Origin of the sequence: Cryobacterium sp. TMT2-14, from assembly GCF_004402465.1 — a bacterium.
In the GTDB taxonomy this organism is placed as follows: domain Bacteria; phylum Actinomycetota; class Actinomycetes; order Actinomycetales; family Microbacteriaceae; genus Cryobacterium; species Cryobacterium sandaracinum.
In genome coordinates this window covers 1-15,525 of sequence record NZ_SOFV01000041.1, presented here as the reverse complement: position 1 = coordinate 15,525, position 15,525 = coordinate 1, and the positions used below count along the sequence as shown (strand labels likewise).

Annotated in this window: 13 protein-coding genes and 2 pseudogenes; 3 read left to right on the top strand and 12 right to left on the bottom strand. The window is 69.0% G+C overall.

All coding sequences use genetic code 11. The features are described from left to right. Positions 1-113: 113 nt before the first annotated feature. The 3 genes from E3O28_RS14100 (at position 114) to E3O28_RS14090 (ending at position 4,140) form a co-directional block, all read left to right on the top strand. Positions 114-575 (top strand): DUF3817 domain-containing protein, encoded by a 462-nt coding sequence (locus tag E3O28_RS14100; protein ID WP_134341998.1) that lies wholly within the window; start codon positions 114-116, stop codon positions 573-575. A 116-nt stretch (positions 576-691) separates the two neighbouring features. Further along, positions 692-3,001: a phosphoribosylformylglycinamidine synthase subunit PurL gene (purL, locus tag E3O28_RS14095; RefSeq protein ID WP_134416539.1), complete on the top strand. Its 2,310-nt coding sequence runs from the start codon at positions 692-694 to the stop codon at positions 2,999-3,001. Between the two features lie 185 nt (positions 3,002-3,186). Next, positions 3,187-4,140, top strand: coding sequence for a hypothetical protein (locus E3O28_RS14090; RefSeq protein WP_134342000.1), 954 nt, complete (start codon positions 3,187-3,189; stop codon positions 4,138-4,140). Between the two features lie 114 nt (positions 4,141-4,254). On the opposite strand, the gene E3O28_RS14085 is transcribed toward E3O28_RS14090, so the two are convergent. From E3O28_RS14085 to E3O28_RS16750, 12 genes and pseudogenes are all read right to left on the bottom strand, one after another. Continuing rightward, positions 4,255-5,208, bottom strand: a complete 954-nt coding sequence (locus tag E3O28_RS14085) for an SDR family NAD(P)-dependent oxidoreductase (RefSeq protein WP_104099433.1) — start codon at positions 5,206-5,208, stop codon at positions 4,255-4,257. A 107-nt stretch (positions 5,209-5,315) separates the two neighbouring features. Beyond that, positions 5,316-5,636 (bottom strand): annotated as a pseudogene (locus E3O28_RS14080) (chorismate mutase); the annotation flags it as partial. A 211-nt stretch (positions 5,637-5,847) separates the two neighbouring features. After that, positions 5,848-6,903 (bottom strand): DMT family transporter, encoded by a 1,056-nt coding sequence (locus tag E3O28_RS14075; protein ID WP_347232391.1) that lies wholly within the window; start codon positions 6,901-6,903, stop codon positions 5,848-5,850. Positions 6,904-7,248: 345 nt separating this feature from the next. Then, on the bottom strand, positions 7,249-7,908 hold the full coding sequence (locus E3O28_RS14070) for a GNAT family protein (RefSeq protein ID WP_233194019.1): 660 nt from the start codon (positions 7,906-7,908) through the stop codon (positions 7,249-7,251). Between the two features lie 227 nt (positions 7,909-8,135). Continuing rightward, positions 8,136-9,422 carry an adenylosuccinate synthase gene (locus E3O28_RS14065; protein ID WP_134416537.1) on the bottom strand — a complete coding sequence of 429 codons (1,287 nt, stop codon included), beginning with the start codon at positions 9,420-9,422 and terminating at the stop codon, positions 8,136-8,138. Continuing rightward, on the bottom strand, positions 9,423-9,917 hold the full coding sequence (locus E3O28_RS14060) for a DUF3151 domain-containing protein (RefSeq protein ID WP_233191138.1): 495 nt from the start codon (positions 9,915-9,917) through the stop codon (positions 9,423-9,425). 8 nt (positions 9,918-9,925) lie between these two features. Further along, the gene (locus E3O28_RS14055) at positions 9,926-10,519 is read right to left on the bottom strand and encodes a TetR/AcrR family transcriptional regulator (protein WP_104099429.1); all 594 of its coding nucleotides are present in this window, start codon (positions 10,517-10,519) and stop codon (positions 9,926-9,928) included. A gap of 61 nt (positions 10,520-10,580) precedes the next feature. Next, positions 10,581-12,671 carry a YhgE/Pip domain-containing protein gene (locus E3O28_RS14050; RefSeq protein WP_104099428.1) on the bottom strand — a complete coding sequence of 697 codons (2,091 nt, stop codon included), beginning with the start codon at positions 12,669-12,671 and terminating at the stop codon, positions 10,581-10,583. Then, positions 12,672-13,382 (bottom strand): ATP-binding cassette domain-containing protein, encoded by a 711-nt coding sequence (locus E3O28_RS14045; RefSeq protein WP_134416535.1) that lies wholly within the window; start codon positions 13,380-13,382, stop codon positions 12,672-12,674. It lies immediately after the preceding gene. Positions 13,383-13,524: 142 nt separating this feature from the next. Continuing rightward, positions 13,525-14,760: a hypothetical protein gene (locus E3O28_RS14040; RefSeq protein ID WP_134416533.1), complete on the bottom strand. Its 1,236-nt coding sequence runs from the start codon at positions 14,758-14,760 to the stop codon at positions 13,525-13,527. Between the two features lie 111 nt (positions 14,761-14,871). Then, complete coding sequence (locus E3O28_RS14035; protein ID WP_104099425.1) at positions 14,872-15,240, bottom strand: DUF4440 domain-containing protein; 369 nt, start codon at positions 15,238-15,240, stop codon at positions 14,872-14,874. Between the two features lie 84 nt (positions 15,241-15,324). Then, positions 15,325-15,525: pseudogene (locus tag E3O28_RS16750) on the bottom strand (hypothetical protein); the annotation flags it as partial.

The window sequence follows — 15,525 nt, the reverse complement described above, 5'->3', positions numbered from 1 at the left end:
CCACTGATCCGCCGTGTCATCCGTTCGGCCGATGCGCGGCTCCCCCGCAACCCTGCGAAGATCGAAGCTCCCCCTTCTTTCGTCCCGTTCCCCACCCCCTGGAGTGTTCCCCCGTGTCTCCCCGCCTCTTCTACCGCACCATCGCCATCGCTGAGGCGGTGACCTGGACCCTCCTGATCGGCGGCATGCTGCTGAAATACGTGGCGGATGCCGGCGGCACCCCGGTGCGGATCGCCGGCTCCCTGCACGGGTTCGTCTTCATCAGTTACGCCCTGACCGCCGTGCTGGTGGGCCTGAACCAGCGCTGGCCGGTCCGGCTGATGGTGCTCGCCGTCGCCACGGCGATCGTGCCCTACGCAACGGTGCCGTTCGACATCCGTCTCGACCGCAGCGGCCGGCTCGACGGCGACTGGCGCCGCGTCGCCACCGACGACCCGCGCGACCACACCTGGGTGGGCACGCTGCTGCGCTGGATGCTGAACCGTCCGGTGATCCTGATCAGCAGTTTCGCCGTGGCCGCGGTGGCGATCATGACGGTGATGCTGTCGCTGGGTCCTCCCGGCGGGCGCAGCTAGCGGGCGGCCAGGCCGCTGCCAGGCTTTAGCCGGGCGGCCTCGGAACCGGTGCTGGAGCGGCGCGGCGGGTAGACTCGCCAGGTCAAGCATCCGTTATCTCTGGGAGAACGCCACTCGTGACCGCTGTTACCACTACACCCTCCCGCGGCATTGCCGACACCGTTGCAAACGCGATTGCGACGCCCGAGAAAGAGCAGCCGTTCGACGCGCTGGGGCTGACCCCGGGCGAGTACACCGAGATCCGACAGATCCTCGGCCGCCGCCCCACGAGCGGCGAGCTCGCGATGTACTCGGTGATGTGGAGCGAGCACTGCTCCTACAAGAGTTCGAAGAAATACCTGCGCTCGTTCGGCGAGAAGGTCTCCCCCGCCATGAAGAAGAACCTCATGGTCGGCATGGGCGAGAATGCCGGTGTGCTGGATGTCGGCGAGGGCTGGGCGGTCACGTTCAAGATCGAGTCGCACAACCACCCCTCCTACATCGAGCCGTTCCAGGGTGCCGCGACCGGCGTCGGCGGCATCGTGCGCGACATCATCTCGATGGGCGCCCGCCCCGTCGCCGTGATGGACGCCCTCCGTTTCGGACGTCTCGACGACCCCGACACCGCCCGCGTCGTGCACGGCGTCGTGTCCGGCATCTCCTTCTACGGCAACTGCCTCGGCCTGCCCAACATCGGCGGCGAGACCTGGTTCGACAAGGTCTACCAGGGCAACCCGCTCGTCAACGCGCTCTCCGTGGGAGTGTTGCGCCACGAGGACCTGCACCTCGCCAACGCCACCGGCACCGGCAACCAGGTGGTGCTCTTCGGAGCCCGCACCGGCGGCGACGGCATCGGCGGGGCATCCATTCTCGCCTCGGACACCTTCTCCGAAGGCGGCCCCACCAAACGCCCCGCCGTGCAGGTCGGCGACCCGTTCGCCGAGAAGGTGCTGATCGAGTGCTGCCTCGAGCTCTACCGCGAGAAGCTCGTCGAGGGCATCCAGGACCTGGGCGCCGCAGGCATCTCCTGCGCCACCAGCGAGCTCGCCTCCAACGGCGACGGCGGCATGTTCATCGAGCTCGACAAGGTGCTGCTGCGCGACCCCACCCTGACGGCCGAAGAGATCCTGATGAGCGAGAGCCAGGAACGCATGATGGCCGTCGTCACCCCGGAGAAGCTCGCCGGTTTCCTCGCCATCACCGCCAAATGGGATGTCGAGACCAGCGTGCTCGGCGAGGTCACCGACTCCGGCCGGCTCATCATCGACTGGCACGGCGAGGAGATCGTCAACGTGGACCCGCGCACCGTCGCGGTCGACGGGCCGGTCTACGACCGCCCGGTCGCCTACCCCACCTGGCTCGACGCGCTGCAGGCCGACAGCGCCTCCGCGCTGCCCCGCCCGACCTCACCCGAGGTGCTGCGCGAGCAGTTCCTGGCCTTGCTCGGCTCGCCGAACCTGGCCGACCCGAGCTGGATCACCGACCAGTACGACCGCTACGTGATGGGCAACACGGCCCTCTCGTTCCCCGACGACGCGGGCATGATCCGGATCGACGAGGAGTCGGGCCTCGGCTTCGTCATCGCCACCGATGCGAACGGCCGTTATTGCCAGCTTGACCCGTACCGCGGCGCGCAGCTCGCTCTGGCCGAGGCCTACCGCAACGTGGCCGTGACCGGCGCGGTGCCGGTCGGCATCAGCGACTGCCTCAACTTCGGTTCGCCGGAGAACCCCGAGGTGATGTGGCAGTTCGCCCAGACCGTCGACGGTCTGGCCGACGGATGCCTGGCGCTCGAGATCCCGGTCACCGGTGGCAACGTGTCGTTCTACAACCAGACCGGCGACCAGCCGATCCACCCGACCCCTGTGGTCGCCGTGCTCGGCGTGATCGACGACGTCGCCCGCCGCGTGCCCAGCGGCTGGCAGGACGACGGCCACAACATCTACCTGCTCGGCGTGACCCGCGAGGAACTGGACGGCTCGGCCTGGGCCGAAGTCATCCACGACCACCTGGGCGGGCTGCCGCCCGTCGTCGACCTGGCCGGCGAAGCCGCCCTGGCGGGGCTGCTGCACGCGGCGTCGATCGAGGCGCTCATCGACAGCGCCCACGATCTCAGCTCGGGCGGGCTGGCGCAGACGCTGGCCGAAGCGGTGCTTCGGTTCGGGGTCGGAGCCCGCGTGTGGCTCGGCGACATCTGCGAGCGCGACGGGATCGACGCATCCGTCGCCCTGTTCTCGGAGTCGGCCGGGCGCGTGATCGTATCGGTTCCTCGGGAAGACGACGTGAAGTTCCTCGGCCTCTGCGAGGGGCGAGGCTACCCGGTGCTGCGCATCGGCGTGACGGACTCGACCTCGGCGAGCCTGGAGATCCAGGACCACTTCACGGTGTCGCTCGCCGACTTGCAGACGCGTCACCGCAGCACCCTCCCCTCCCGTTTCGCGCAGTAGGGGTTCCTCCTCCGCCCGTTCTCCCGCTCCCCTCCGACCGACCGACCCCGTTTCGCCCCTGCGTGCGACCAATCGGCCGCCATCGCCGGGATCAAAGTGGCACTTTCCGCGCACGCGCGAGCGCCTGCGGTCGGCGCCTGTGGATAGAGCACCGTGCGAATCGCAGTGGGTGGCATCATCGTGCGATGAGACCGCCTTCTGAGCTGCCGGCCGAGCTCGGTGATGGGCCGTTTTCCGTCGCCGACGCTCGACAGCGGGGAGTCAATTCCGGGCGACTGCGGCGCAGCGACCTCGCGCGGCCCTTCCACGGCGTGCGGGCGCCTGTGGGGCGCGGCCCGTCACCGGCCCCCATCAGCGACGCGGACAGGTGGGCACGGATCCGTGCAGCAGCGCGCACCCGGGCCTATGACTACGCGGTGCGGATGCCGTCAGATCAGTTCTTCAGCCACGCGACGGCCGCGCTTCTCCACGGGCTGCCTCTCCCCGCGCGACTCCTCGAGCGGTCAATCGTGGATGTAGGCACAGGCATTCGGACCCGGCGCCGCCGGGGCAAGGGCGTGCGCGGACATCTGATTCCGCTGGACCGGGTGCGCGTCGTTTCGGTGGGACACCTCGCCGTCGCTTCAGCGGTCGACGCGTGGGTCCAGCTGTCGACGGTCCTCACCCTCGATGAGTTGATCATCATTGGCGACTCCCTCGTGCGCCGCCAGCGGCCTGCGGCCACGATGGCGGAACTTCACCTGGCCGTTGCGCGGCACGCGGGCTTGCCCGGTGCCTGTCGTCTCCGCGAGGCCCTCGCCCTGGTCCGTCCGCGCACCGATTCTGCAAAGGAAACAGTGCTGCGACTTCTCATCGTGCGGGCAGGCCTGCCGGAGCCGGAAGTGAACCTGACCCTCGTCAATCGATACGGCGCCTTCATGGCCTTGGGTGATCTCGCCTACCTGCGCTACAAGGTCCTGATCGAGTATGACGGCGGCCAGCACCGCGAAGACGAACGACAGTTTCACCGCGACATCGACCGGCTGGACGAGCCCATGGAAGAAGGGTGGCGGGTCATCCGTGTCAACAAATCCCACTCTCCCCATGCGGTCATCGCCCGAATTCGCACCGCCCTTCTCGATCGCGGTTGGATCCCCTAAATCCCACCTCCAGCCCCACACCCTCTCCAGGGGTCGCGTGCGCTAGAAACGCCGCCATTCCCCGTCGTATGGCGGCATTTTGAGCGCACGCGGGGCCGTGCAGCGGGGCGCCCGCTAGATCGAGAAGGGGGCGCCGAGGTGGAGCTCCGAGCGTGACCAGAGCGACTCTGCGACCGCGGGGTCGAGCGAGGTGCGCGTGGGCTCCTGCAGCGTCGGCAGGCCGCGCGTGAGATAGCGAGGGCCGTAGTAGTCGCCGCCACGGGCATCCGGGTCGACGGCCGCACTCACCGTGGGCCAGGCCCCGGCGTCCTTGCCCTGAGCACCGAAGGACTGCAGGGTGTCGGCGAATCGGCTCGCACGCGACGGCTGATTGACCCCGCGGATGCCCGGCGTCAGACCCGAAATCGAGTAACCGGGGTGTGCGACGAGGCTTTGCACCCCGTCAGTGCCGCCGGCTCCGGCCGCCCGCAGCCGTCGATCGAGCTCGAAGCCGAACACCTGCATGGCGATCTTCGACTGCGCGTAGGCCTTCCACCGGTTGTAGCCGGACTCCAACTGCAGGTCGAGCAGCGGCGAGTCCAGCAGCCGCGAAATCATCGACCCGAGCGCGACGACCCGGCTGCCGGGCGTGCGCCGCAGAGCCGGCAGCACCCGCGCGGTGAGCGCGAAATGGCCGAGGTAGTTGGTCGCGAAGACCAGTTCGTGCCCGTCGGGGCTCAGCTCGCGCGTGCGCGGCGGGTGCACGATGCCCGCGTTCAGGATCAGCCCATCGATCCGCGGCAGCTCCAGCAGCGCGTCCGCGGCACGGTGTACCTGGGTGAGGTCGCTCAGGTCCAGCGGTATCGCCGACACGGATGCCCCGGGCACCCGGGCGTGGATGGCCGCGACCGCGGCTTCCGTCTTCGCGAGATTGCGGCAGGCCAGCACGACGTGGGCGCCCGCGGCGGCGAGTTGCTCGGTGGTGAAGTAGCCGAGGCCGGCGTTGGCGCCGGTGACGACGAAGGTCTTCCCGAACTGGGCCGGAAGGGCGCGCGACGCCCCGGGGAGCGCGGAGGTCTGAGAAGTCATGAGGTGGCCGGCGACGTGGTGGCGGAAGAATCGGGGCTGGTGCCCACGACCGGCCGTGCGACATCCGTTCGTGCCCCCGCAGCTCGCGGCGCGGACCCGTTCGCCGACTCGGTGCCGGCGATCTTCTCGTGGTGGTGGATGACCTCGGCGATGATGAAGTTCAGGAACTTCTCGGCGAAGGCCGGGTCGAGCCGAGCCTCCTCGGCCAGTCCGCGCAGTCGCTGGATCTGCAGCAGCTCCCGCTCGGGGTCGGCGGGGGGCAGGCCGTGCGTGGCCTTGAGCCGTCCGACCTGCTGGGTGAACTTGAACCTTTCCGCCAGCAAGTGGATCAGCGCGGCGTCGATGTTGTCGATACTCTGACGGATGCTGCCCAGTTCGTCGATCGCTTCCTGCCCCGCGCCGGCGGGCAATTCCTCGTGTGCAGCCATGGTTCGACGATACCGTTTCGCGCGCGGTGACCGCACGACCGGCACTGCCCGCCGTCTTCGATGGAGGCCGCGGGCTACCACCCGGAAGCGGTCACCCGCTCCAACGCATTCCACGCCCGCTCCGCCGAGGTCGACAGTTCCGGTCGACTTCGCCCGGCGCGCGAGTCGATCTCGACCGGAAGTGTCGATTCCGGCGCCATACCGGTCGCCATTAACTCCGTGACCGCTGCAGCGGCGCGGGCGACTCCGCCGACCCGGACGACCCGGACGACCCGGACGACCCAGACGACTCCGCCGACCGGGCCGCCCTCACCGGCCGCGCCAACCGCCGCGCCGACCCCGCCCGCCCAGGCAAGCGCAGCCGCCGCTGGGTCAGCAGGATGCCGAGCAGCACCAGCGCCGCCCCGGCCGGCTCGTGCCACGAGAAGGTCTCCGAGAGCACGAGCACCCCCAGCAGCACCCCGACGACGGGTGTGACATACGTCACCGTCGACGCGTTCGTCGGTCCCCAGGCGCGCAGCACGTTGATGTGCCAGATGTAGGCCACGCCAGTGCCGAGCGCGCCGAGAGTGAGCAGTCCGGCCACGATCGGCACGGTCAGTGCCACCGGATGCGCCGCCACCACCGGGGTGGCCACAAGCATGATCGCCCCGGCGATGCCGATGTTCAAGAACGCGAAAGTCGCGGGGGCGATCGGCCGGCCGCTCAGGAACCGGCGGGTGTAGCCGAACGTGAAGCCGTAGCAGACCGCCGCGCCCAGGCAGGCCAGCTGGCCCCAGAGGTCGCCGGTCAGGGCCGCGTAGCGCCACGGCGCGATGATCACGACCACGCCGGCGATGCCCACGAGGATGCCTGCCACCTGCCCGCGCGCGAGCCGCTCCACCCGGAACGCGAGCGTCGCCATCACCGCGGTCATGATCGGCGTCACGGCGTTGTAGATGCTGGCCAGACTCGACGACACGTACTGCTCCGCCCACGCGAACAGAAGGTGCGGCACGACGCATCCGGTGATCGCGATCACCAGGAAATGCAGCCAGACCATCTTCTCGCGCGGCAGCACCGGCCCATTGGCCACACGCGGACGGCTGGTCAGCACGATCAGGCCGAGCGTGAAACCGCCGAGCACCAGCCGCGACCACGCCACTTGGCCGAACGTGACCCCCTCGAGGGCCACTTTCATGAACAGGAAACTGGATCCCCAGACCACACCCATGCCCAGGAACTGCAGGGTGACCCGGGTTCGTCCGGCGGCGGGAACGTCTCTCACCTGCCGACTGTACCGCGCCCCGCCGACACTCCGCACGGGTGCCGGACTGGTGCCAACCGCCGCGGCCGAAAGCCGCCGATCATTGGCAATGAGTGACCCGCCGCGCGCGCGAACGAATTCGACGGAGATTTTCACGAAAACGGATGCTGCGGGCCGGTTTTCGGCTCTTGGCGGCAAAATCTCCGTCGAATTCGTTCGGGCATTGAGCACGGAACCCACTCCGCACGGACGCGCTCGACCGCGGCCCGCTGCACACGCCGGAGCACGCCGGAACGCGCCGGAACGCGCCGGAAGACGCGCCGAAGCGCGCCGGAGCACGCAAACGGGCATCCGGCGGTGCCGCCGTCAGGCCACGTCTCTCGTCTCGAGCGGCCGCACCCGGTACTGAACCGAACGCGCGCCGTACCCGTCGAGCCGCGCCCGCAGCCCGGCCCGCACCCGAGGCCACTCGCTGTCGAGGATCGAGTAGATCACGGTGTCCCGCCAGCTGCCGTCGGCCCGCCGCCGCTCCCGGCGGATAATCCCCTCATACGTGGCCCCGATGCCCGCGATAGCCGCGCAGGACCGTACGTTCATCACATCCGCCTGGATCTTCACCCGCCCGAATCCATGGTCGAAGGCCAGCCCGAGCAGTAGTAGCTTCGTCTCCGCGTTGACGGCGGTGCCCCAGACCCGCGGATCGTAAGCGGTCCAGCCCACGTGGGCCGACTCGTGTTGCAGGTGCAGGTCGCCCAGCGTGGACATGCCCACGAGGTCACCGGCGTGCGGGCCGCCGGCCAAGCGCACCGCATAGGGCAGTCCCGCCCAGTGAACGTAGGCATCCGCCCAGTCGGTGAACTCGGCCGGGTCCGTGCGGAGCCCGCCCGGGCCACCGCCAAAACCGCCGTCGAAAACCATTGGATGCGCGATCGCGCCGTGCAGCTCGGACAGCAGCGCACGGGTGAGAGGTTCGAGCCGCACATAGTGGCCCACGATGGCGATGCTCTGAGGTCGTTCGGCAGTCATGCCGACACTGTGGCAGCGCCAGGTTGCCACCGAATGAACGGCAGCGGTCAGGTCGGCGCGAACGAATTCGACGGAGATTTTGGCGAAACCGGATGCCGCGGGCCGGTTTTCGCCCTCCAGCAGCAAAATCTCCGTCGAATTCGTCAGGGCACCGAGCGGAGGCCTTCAGCACCGCCCGCAGCCCGCCGTTCACAGCCCGTGGCCCGCGGCCCACAGCCGCGCTTGCCTCAGTCGACGAGATCGTGGCGCGAGATGATCTCCTCGCGGCCAGGACCGACGCCGATCGCCGAGATGCGGGCGCCGCTCATCTTCTCGATCGCGAGCACGTAGGCCTGCGCGTTCCGCGGCAAGTCCTCGAAGGTGCGGGCGCCGGTGATGTCATCGGTCCAGCCGGGGAAGTCCTCGAAGATGGGCTTTGCGTGATGGAAGTCGGACTGCGACACGGGCACCTCGTCGAAGCGCACGCCGTCGACGCTGTACGCGACGCAGACGGGAATCGTGTCCAGGCCGGTCAGCACGTCGAGCTTGGTCAGCACGAAGTCGGTCACCCCGTTGATGCGGGCCGTATAGCGGGCGACGGGCGCGTCGTACCAGCCGCAGCGGCGCGGGCGCCCCGTGGTGGTGCCGAACTCGAAACCGTTGGCGCGCAGGAACTCGCCCGACTCGTCGAACAGTTCGGTCGGGAACGGGCCGGCGCCGACGCGGGTCGTGTACGCCTTGACGACGGCGATGATCCGGTCGATCCGGTTCGGGCCGATGCCCGAGCCGGTCACGGCGCCGCCGGAGGTCGCGTTCGAGGAGGTGACAAACGGGTAGGTGCCGTGGTCGACATCCAGCATCGTGGCCTGGCCGCCCTCGAAGAGCACGGTCTTTCCGGCGGTGAGGGCCTTGTGCAGCAGCAGGGCGGTGTCGGCGACCATCGGGCGCAGACGCTCGGCGTAGCTGAGCAGGTCCTGGACAATTTCGTCGACCGTGATCGCGCGACGGTTGTAGACCTTAACCAGCAGGTGGTTCTTCTGGGCCAGGGCACCCTCGACCTTCTGGCGCAGGATGTTCTCGTCGAACAGGTCCTGCACGCGGATGCCGACGCGGTTGATCTTGTCGGCGTAGGTCGGGCCGATGCCACGGCCGGTGGTACCGATCTGGCGTTTGCCGAGGAAACGCTCGGTGACCTTGTCGACCGTGCGGTGGTACTGGGTGATGATGTGAGCGTTGGCGCTCACCTTGAGTCCGGACACGTCCACGCCGCGGGAGATCAGCGCGTCAAGTTCTTCGAAGAGCACCTCAATGTCGACGACCACGCCGTTGGCGATGATCGGCGTGACACCGGCGGTGAGGATGCCCGACGGCAGCAGGTGCAGCGCGTACTTCTCGGTGCCGATGACCACGGTGTGGCCGGCGTTGTTTCCGCCGTTGAATTTGACCACGTAGTCAACCCGGCTACCGAGGAGGTCGGTGGCCTTGCCCTTGCCCTCGTCGCCCCACTGGGCTCCGATTAGAACGATCGCTGGCATTTAGTTTTCTCCTCGGATAAAGAACGCCTCGGTGGGCGGGGCCGGGTCGGTGGCCCGGTAGCCGTCCGGTGTGCTGGTCTCCTGATCAAGGCGGCTGATCACCGTGGGATCGGCGCCGTTCAGGAAGGTGGTGAGACGGTCGAACTCGTTCTGTTCATTGATCTCGCCCGCGGCCCGGCGCAGCGCATAGAGCGCCCGCAGGAATCCGCGATTGGGTTCGTGGGTCCAGCGCACCGGGCCCTGGCCGTGCCAGCCTGCCTTGCGGAGCGCGTCGAGGCCGCGGTGGTAGCCCACGCGCGCATAGGCATAGGACTCCAGGGTTCGACCCTCGAGGTACGTGGCGTCGGCCAGCACGGCCCACGCCAGGGAGGACGTCGGATGGGCCTCCACCACGCCGGAAATACTGCCGCTATCGGCTCGGCGGAGCGCCTCGATCACCTCCGGTTCCGCGGGAAGAAGGGTCTCGGGCTGCTCAATCAAATTGTCGCCGGTCACACTCGATCCTAACAAGGCCCGGACCGCTCCTCGCCGAACAGGCCACCGGAGAGGGAACCGAGGATGGCCGCGGCGACCTCGTCCCGCGGCCGGTCCGGTTCGAAAACGAGCCATTCCAGGCCCGCCATCAGCACGGCACCGAACACGCTCGACGCCATCAGACCGCAGGTCGCGTCGGCACGGCTGCCCGGCTTCGCCTCCGCGATCGCGTCGGCGAACACGGCGAGGGCCTCGTGCCGTAGCGCAAAGAGCGTCTTTTGCCAGGTGCGGTCGGTGCGGAAGATCTCCGCCGCCATCAGCTTGGACAGTGCTGTGTTCGCCGCGATCCGGTCGAGCAGCGCGCGCACCAGCGCCTCGAGGGCCGCGCTGCCGTGCAGGCCGGCCGACGCGGCGCGGAGGGTTTCGGCGAGCGCGCCGACCCCCTCCTGCAGCAGTTTCTCAAACAGTTTGTCTTTGGAGCTGAAGTTGTAATACAGGCTGCCCTTGGCCACCCCGGCCCGCTCGGCGACCTCATCCATCGTGGTGCCGCTGATGCCCCTGGTCGCGGCCAGCTCCAGCGTGGCGTCGAGGATGGCGCGTTTCGTTCCGGTGGCGCGTGCCATTGGAGTTCCTTTCCACGGGCAGGTTCGGTGCCGGCAGGTTCGGTTCGGTGCCGGGGCCGCGCTAGATGGTCAGTTCGGGGTGCAGCCGGCCCACGGTCCAGATCCTCTGGCGGCCGGCGCTCCAGGCGCTGATCGCGATCGAGCCGACCAGCATCACGGCGAGGACGGCAACCGAAACCCACAGTCTAGAGTCGATGCCTCCGGTGATCAGTTCGCGCAGCCCGGTCACGACGTACGACGCCGGCATGAACGGATGCAGCACCTGGAAGAACACGGGCGTGGTCTCCACCGGATAGGTGCCGCCCGACGAACTCAGCTGCAGCATGAGCAGCACGAGGCTGACCACGCGGCCGGCCGCGGTGCCGAGCAGAATGATGAACATCTGCTGCAGAGCCAGGAAGGCGAGCGTCGTCAGGTAGAGGAACGCGCTCATCCCGAACCAGTGTTCGGGCTGCAGGCCGATGCCGTAGACCAGCACGAGCACCATGATCACGACCTGGGCGAGCCCGATGGCCATCGCCGGCAGGAAGCCGGTCATGGTCGAGCGCAGCCCGGAGGCGGCGCTGGCGAGGGCCCGGGTTGGCAGAGCCCGCAGGATCAGCCAGGTGATCAGCCCGCCGACGAAGGTGGCCAGGGCCAGGAAGAAGGGTGCGAACCCCTCGCCGAAACTGTCGGAGGCGTTCTCCCACTTCTGCACGAGCGTGACCGGGCTGGCGATTACGGCCGTCTTCTTTGCAATCTGGTCCGCGGTGAGGTCGGGCGCACTTTGCCCGCCCGTGGTGAGGGAGTCGGCGAGGGTGCCGCTGCCGGCGGCGAGTTCGGCGGCGCCGGTGTTCAGGCTCACGCCGCCGTCGACGAGCTGCCGGGTGCCGTCGGACAGTGACCCCGTGCCCTCGCCCAGCAGCTCGCTGCCGGCGAGTACGGAGTCCGCCCCGGAGGCCGCGGTGGCGGCCCCCTCGGCCAGGGAGGCCGCGCCGGCCGAGAGTTGCCCGGCACCGGTGGCCACCTGGGCGGCGCCGGAAGCCCCGGCGATCAGCTTGCCGGAGAGTTCCCCGGCTCCGGTGGAGAACTGGTCGCTGAGCCCGGCATAGGTCTGGGTCTGGGTGAGCGCGCCTTGGGCACCCGCGTTCACGGCGCCGGCGCCGGCGTCGAGGTGCTCCACGGCCGGCAGGAACGCCGACGCGGGGGTGCCTTCCGGTGCCGCCTGTATCTGCAGGAGCAGGTCGTGCAGTCCGGTCGACACCGAGGCGGTGCCGCCGGCCAGCGTGCCGGTTCCCGCGGCGATCTGGTCGGCGCCGTCGGCGAGCTGCACCGATTTCTCGGAGAGGGTCGCGGCACCCGTGGCGGCGGCCTGCATCCCCTCGGACACCTGCACGGTGCCGTCGGAGAGGGTCACCGAGGAGCCGGCGAGCGCCCGGGCGCCGTCGGACAGCGTGTCCAGTCCGGTCGCCAGGGTGCCGGCGCCGTCGGTGAGGCGCGCAACGCCGTCGTCGAGGGTGAGCGCTCCCTCGGCAAGGGCATCGAGGCCGACCAGGAGGGAGCCGGTCCCGGCCGACGCTGTGGTGAGCCCGTCGAACAGCCGGCCGGCGCCACCCGCTGCCGAACGGATGCCGTCACCGGCCTCGTTCACCCCCACCAGGAGCGCATTGACGGTCTGGTCGCCGATCTCGGTGGCGACCGCGTCCCGCAGTTGAACCATGGCCTGCTTGCCCATGGTCGTGGCGAGAAAACTGTTGCTGTCGTTGTAGTCGACCTGCACGGTGGCCGAAAGCGGGGTGTCGGTGCCGGCGGAGACGGCGCTGGCCGAGAAGTCGCTCGGGATGGTGACCGAGAAGTAGTAGTCGCCGTCCCTGACGCCCGCGGCGGCATCCGCCCCGTTCGTCACGGTCCAGCCGAGCTCGTGGCCGTCGACCAGCTCGTCAACCAGGTCCTGGCCGGCGGTGACCGGTTCGCCGTCCCGGCTGGCGCCGGCGTCTCCGTTGACGAGCGCCACGGGGAGGTGGTCGAGTTCGTGGTCGGGCGCCCAGAAGGCCCAGAGGTAGAGCGCCCCGTAAATGAGCGGGATGAACATAAGCACGACGAGGGCGATCTTGGGCATCTTGCCCTTGCCGAAGCGGTGCAGTTCGGTGCCGGAGGAGAGGAAGGCGAACATTCAGCGGGTCTCCTGATTCAATGGGAGGGCCGAGGTCATCCCGGCCTTGGTCATCACGACAACGGCCGGGTCGATGCCGAGCTCGGCCCACATCTCGGTTTCGGGCGCGGTCGCGGACGCGATCACGCTGGTTCCGGCGGCGGCGACACAGGCGAGGCGCTGCCAGAGGATGCGCCGGGACTCCGGTGCGTGCACCTGCTCGACCTGGTCGAAGAAGAGGATGCTCGGCTCGTTCATGACCGCGAGCGCGGCCCTCAGCAGCACGGTCTGCACCTCATTGAGGTCCCAGATCACGGTGTCGGCAGCCGGAATCGGCACGCCGCCGAACACGGGGGCGCAGACGCGGCGCACCTCGGTGTCGTCGACCGAGCGGATGAACGCCCACCAGGGGGAGATCCAGGCCGTGCGCTCACGGATTGCGGCGCCGACGGTGACCGATTCCTCGAGGGTGTCGATGTCGTGGAAGCCGGAGATGCCGGTGCGCTTCTGCACCCGGCGGGCCCGGCGGGGCAACTCGTGACCAAGCACCTCGAGGGTTCCCTCGCTCGGCTTCATGCGACCGGCCAGGGTCAGCATCAGGCTGGTGCGGCCGCTGCCGGTGGGGCCGCAGAGCACGGTGAGGCCGGTGCCGGCCTCAAAGCTCAGGGGCCCGTAAACCGAGCCCCGCTTGAATCGCAGGGCCAGGTCGTGCGCCCTCACTGTCGACTGCACGTCGATCCTCTCGTTTGTACTGACTAGTCAGTCTAGAACAAGGGATTGACGTGCCGCGTGCCACGGCTCAGGCCGGCGCGCCCCGGGTGCCGCCCGGACGGTGACGTGGCCTTCGCCACGTTGAACGCCGTTCTGGCCGCGGCTAAGACTCCGGAGTACCGGATGCTGCGCGGCGACGCGGGAATGTCACCGCGTCGCCGCGGCTGGGAAGCTTCGCGAGCTCGGCCTCCGCGGGGGTGGGAGCTTCGGCCGGGGCCGGGAGGGTCGACCAGCGCAGCAGAGCGGCGGCGCTCGTCTCCGCCGGAAGCTCCCCGGGAGACACCACCATCACCCGCGCATCCGTCAGCATCGCCGCCCGGATCAGCGCGTCGGCGGCCGGCACCGAGCCGAGCTCACTTGCGCCGAGGGCATCGGCCGAGGTGGCTGCCAGCCACGGCTCGCGGTCGAGGGCGATCAGAGTCGTCCCCGCCATCCGGTCCGGGGCCAGCATCAGCACATCGACCTGGCCCTGCTGCAGGGCCCGCACCACGGCCGCGAAGTCGAGCTCGGAGAGGCCGCTGCCCTGTCCCGTCCCCAGCCGCTCGAGGGCGTCGTGCTCCTCCTGCGCGAGAATTGCCGCGAGGTGGCGATTGAGGTCACCTTCGAGTTCCTCCTGCGTGGCACCATCCGGGCGGGTGTTCGTGGCAACGACGTGCAGCACCTCGCGGCTGGCGGGAGAGAGCTGGTCGACGAGCAACTGGCGGGCACGCACGTCGCCGGTGAGCACGATCAGCTCGGCCTTACTGTCCCGCACGACCTCGTCGATCGCGGCAGCGATCTGGCCCTCGTTGCGCTTCCACACCTCCTCGGTGCGGTGCTGATAGCGCCCGTTCGCAAGGAAGTCGTCTTCGGAACCCACCTTCGTGAGAAACTCCGTGTCGCCCTCCACCTTCACCTTGGAAACCGGGTGCGAGCGGCTGAGCCGGTAGAGGGTGACCTCGCCGCCGTCGCGCCCGGCCTCGGCCACCACGTACCTGAGGTCCCGTGGGCGGTGGATCAGCAGGGGGATCAGAGCGGGCACCGGCCCGTAGGAGACCAGCAACTCGCCGAGCGGCTCCCCCGAGAGCACCTCGTTGAATTCGACCACGCCCTGCCGCACGAACATCAGCCTGCCTATCGAACCGCCCACGCCCGGCGGCTCCTCAATCAGCTCGATGATGGTGCTGATGTCGATCTCCGGGGCACCGGCATCGGTCAGCGCTTCCCGCAGGGTGCGCTGGCGCAGGGAAGAGGTTCGCCGGGGGTTCTGCGCATCCTGGGTCACGTCAACGTAGGCACTCGACACCGAACCGGATCGACGGTATAAGTCCGCGAGCCCCTCATTACCGAAATCAGCCATTGCGGAGTCCTTTCTGTGGCAGTTTATTAACCACGGTATCCCCGGGTTCCGGCGTTCACAACCCTGCCGGACGGTCCGCAGCGGAGCGGAAAAGCTGCCCCTCTCCGGTCGTTACAGGGCGGTCTGCTGGTGCGTCGCGACGCACCAGCCGCCGTCGGCGAATACGTAGGTCGTGGCCGCGTTCGCCTCGATCACCTCGTCGCCGCGGTGGGCCAGGAGCCGGTAGACGAGCACCCCGGCGTGTTCGTTCTGGCGCACCACGGCCGGCTCGCGGAGCTGGTAGCTCGTGATGGCGGGCATCTCCTTGAAGAAGGCGATCGCTTCGTTGCGGGTGACGATCCTGCCCGGCAGGATCAGCAGTCCGTCCGCGGTCATCGTTCGCCGGTAATAGTCTCCGCCGCGGCCGGCGAGAATCGCCTGCCACCCTTCGTGCTCTTCGTGAAGGAGGCGGGCGGGCAGATCGTCAGTGATCGCAGTCATGACCCAACGCTAGCCCCTCAAAGCACCGACTGAGCCTCTGGGAGCGGGACTGAGTTCTGGATCTGCGGCCGGGCGAGCCGCCCGTCAGTACGGCGCCGGGTCGAGCTCGGGATCGGGATCGGACTCGGGCTCGGGCTCGGACTCAGCCGCAGGCGTGCGCGGTTCCGGTGCGGGTCTCGGCGCAGGCGACGCCGAGCGGATGACCGTGGCCGGCTCACTCACGAACGTGCGCCCGGTCGGCGACGTCCACTCAAGCGTGCCGTCACCGAGGTGCAACACCCGCCA

Bases quoted from the DNA above. Each gene is read 5' to 3' on its own strand.
- E3O28_RS14040 (WP_134416533.1), bottom strand. From the start codon at position 14,760: ATGGCTGATTTCGGTAATGAGGGGCTCGCGGACTTATACCGTCGATCC.
- E3O28_RS14050 (WP_104099428.1), bottom strand. From the start codon at position 12,671: ATGTTCGCCTTCCTCTCCTCCGGCACCGAACTGCACCGCTTCGGCAAG.
- E3O28_RS14035 (WP_104099425.1), bottom strand. From the start codon at position 15,240: ATGACTGCGATCACTGACGATCTGCCCGCCCGCCTCCTTCACGAAGAG.
- E3O28_RS14085 (WP_104099433.1), bottom strand. From the start codon at position 5,208: ATGACTTCTCAGACCTCCGCGCTCCCCGGGGCGTCGCGCGCCCTTCCG.
- E3O28_RS14055 (WP_104099429.1), bottom strand. From the start codon at position 10,519: ATGGCACGCGCCACCGGAACGAAACGCGCCATCCTCGACGCCACGCTG.
- E3O28_RS14065 (WP_134416537.1), bottom strand. From the start codon at position 9,422: ATGCCAGCGATCGTTCTAATCGGAGCCCAGTGGGGCGACGAGGGCAAG.
- E3O28_RS14090 (WP_134342000.1), top strand. From the start codon at position 3,187: ATGAGACCGCCTTCTGAGCTGCCGGCCGAGCTCGGTGATGGGCCGTTT.
- E3O28_RS14070 (WP_233194019.1), bottom strand. From the start codon at position 7,908: ATGACTGCCGAACGACCTCAGAGCATCGCCATCGTGGGCCACTATGTG.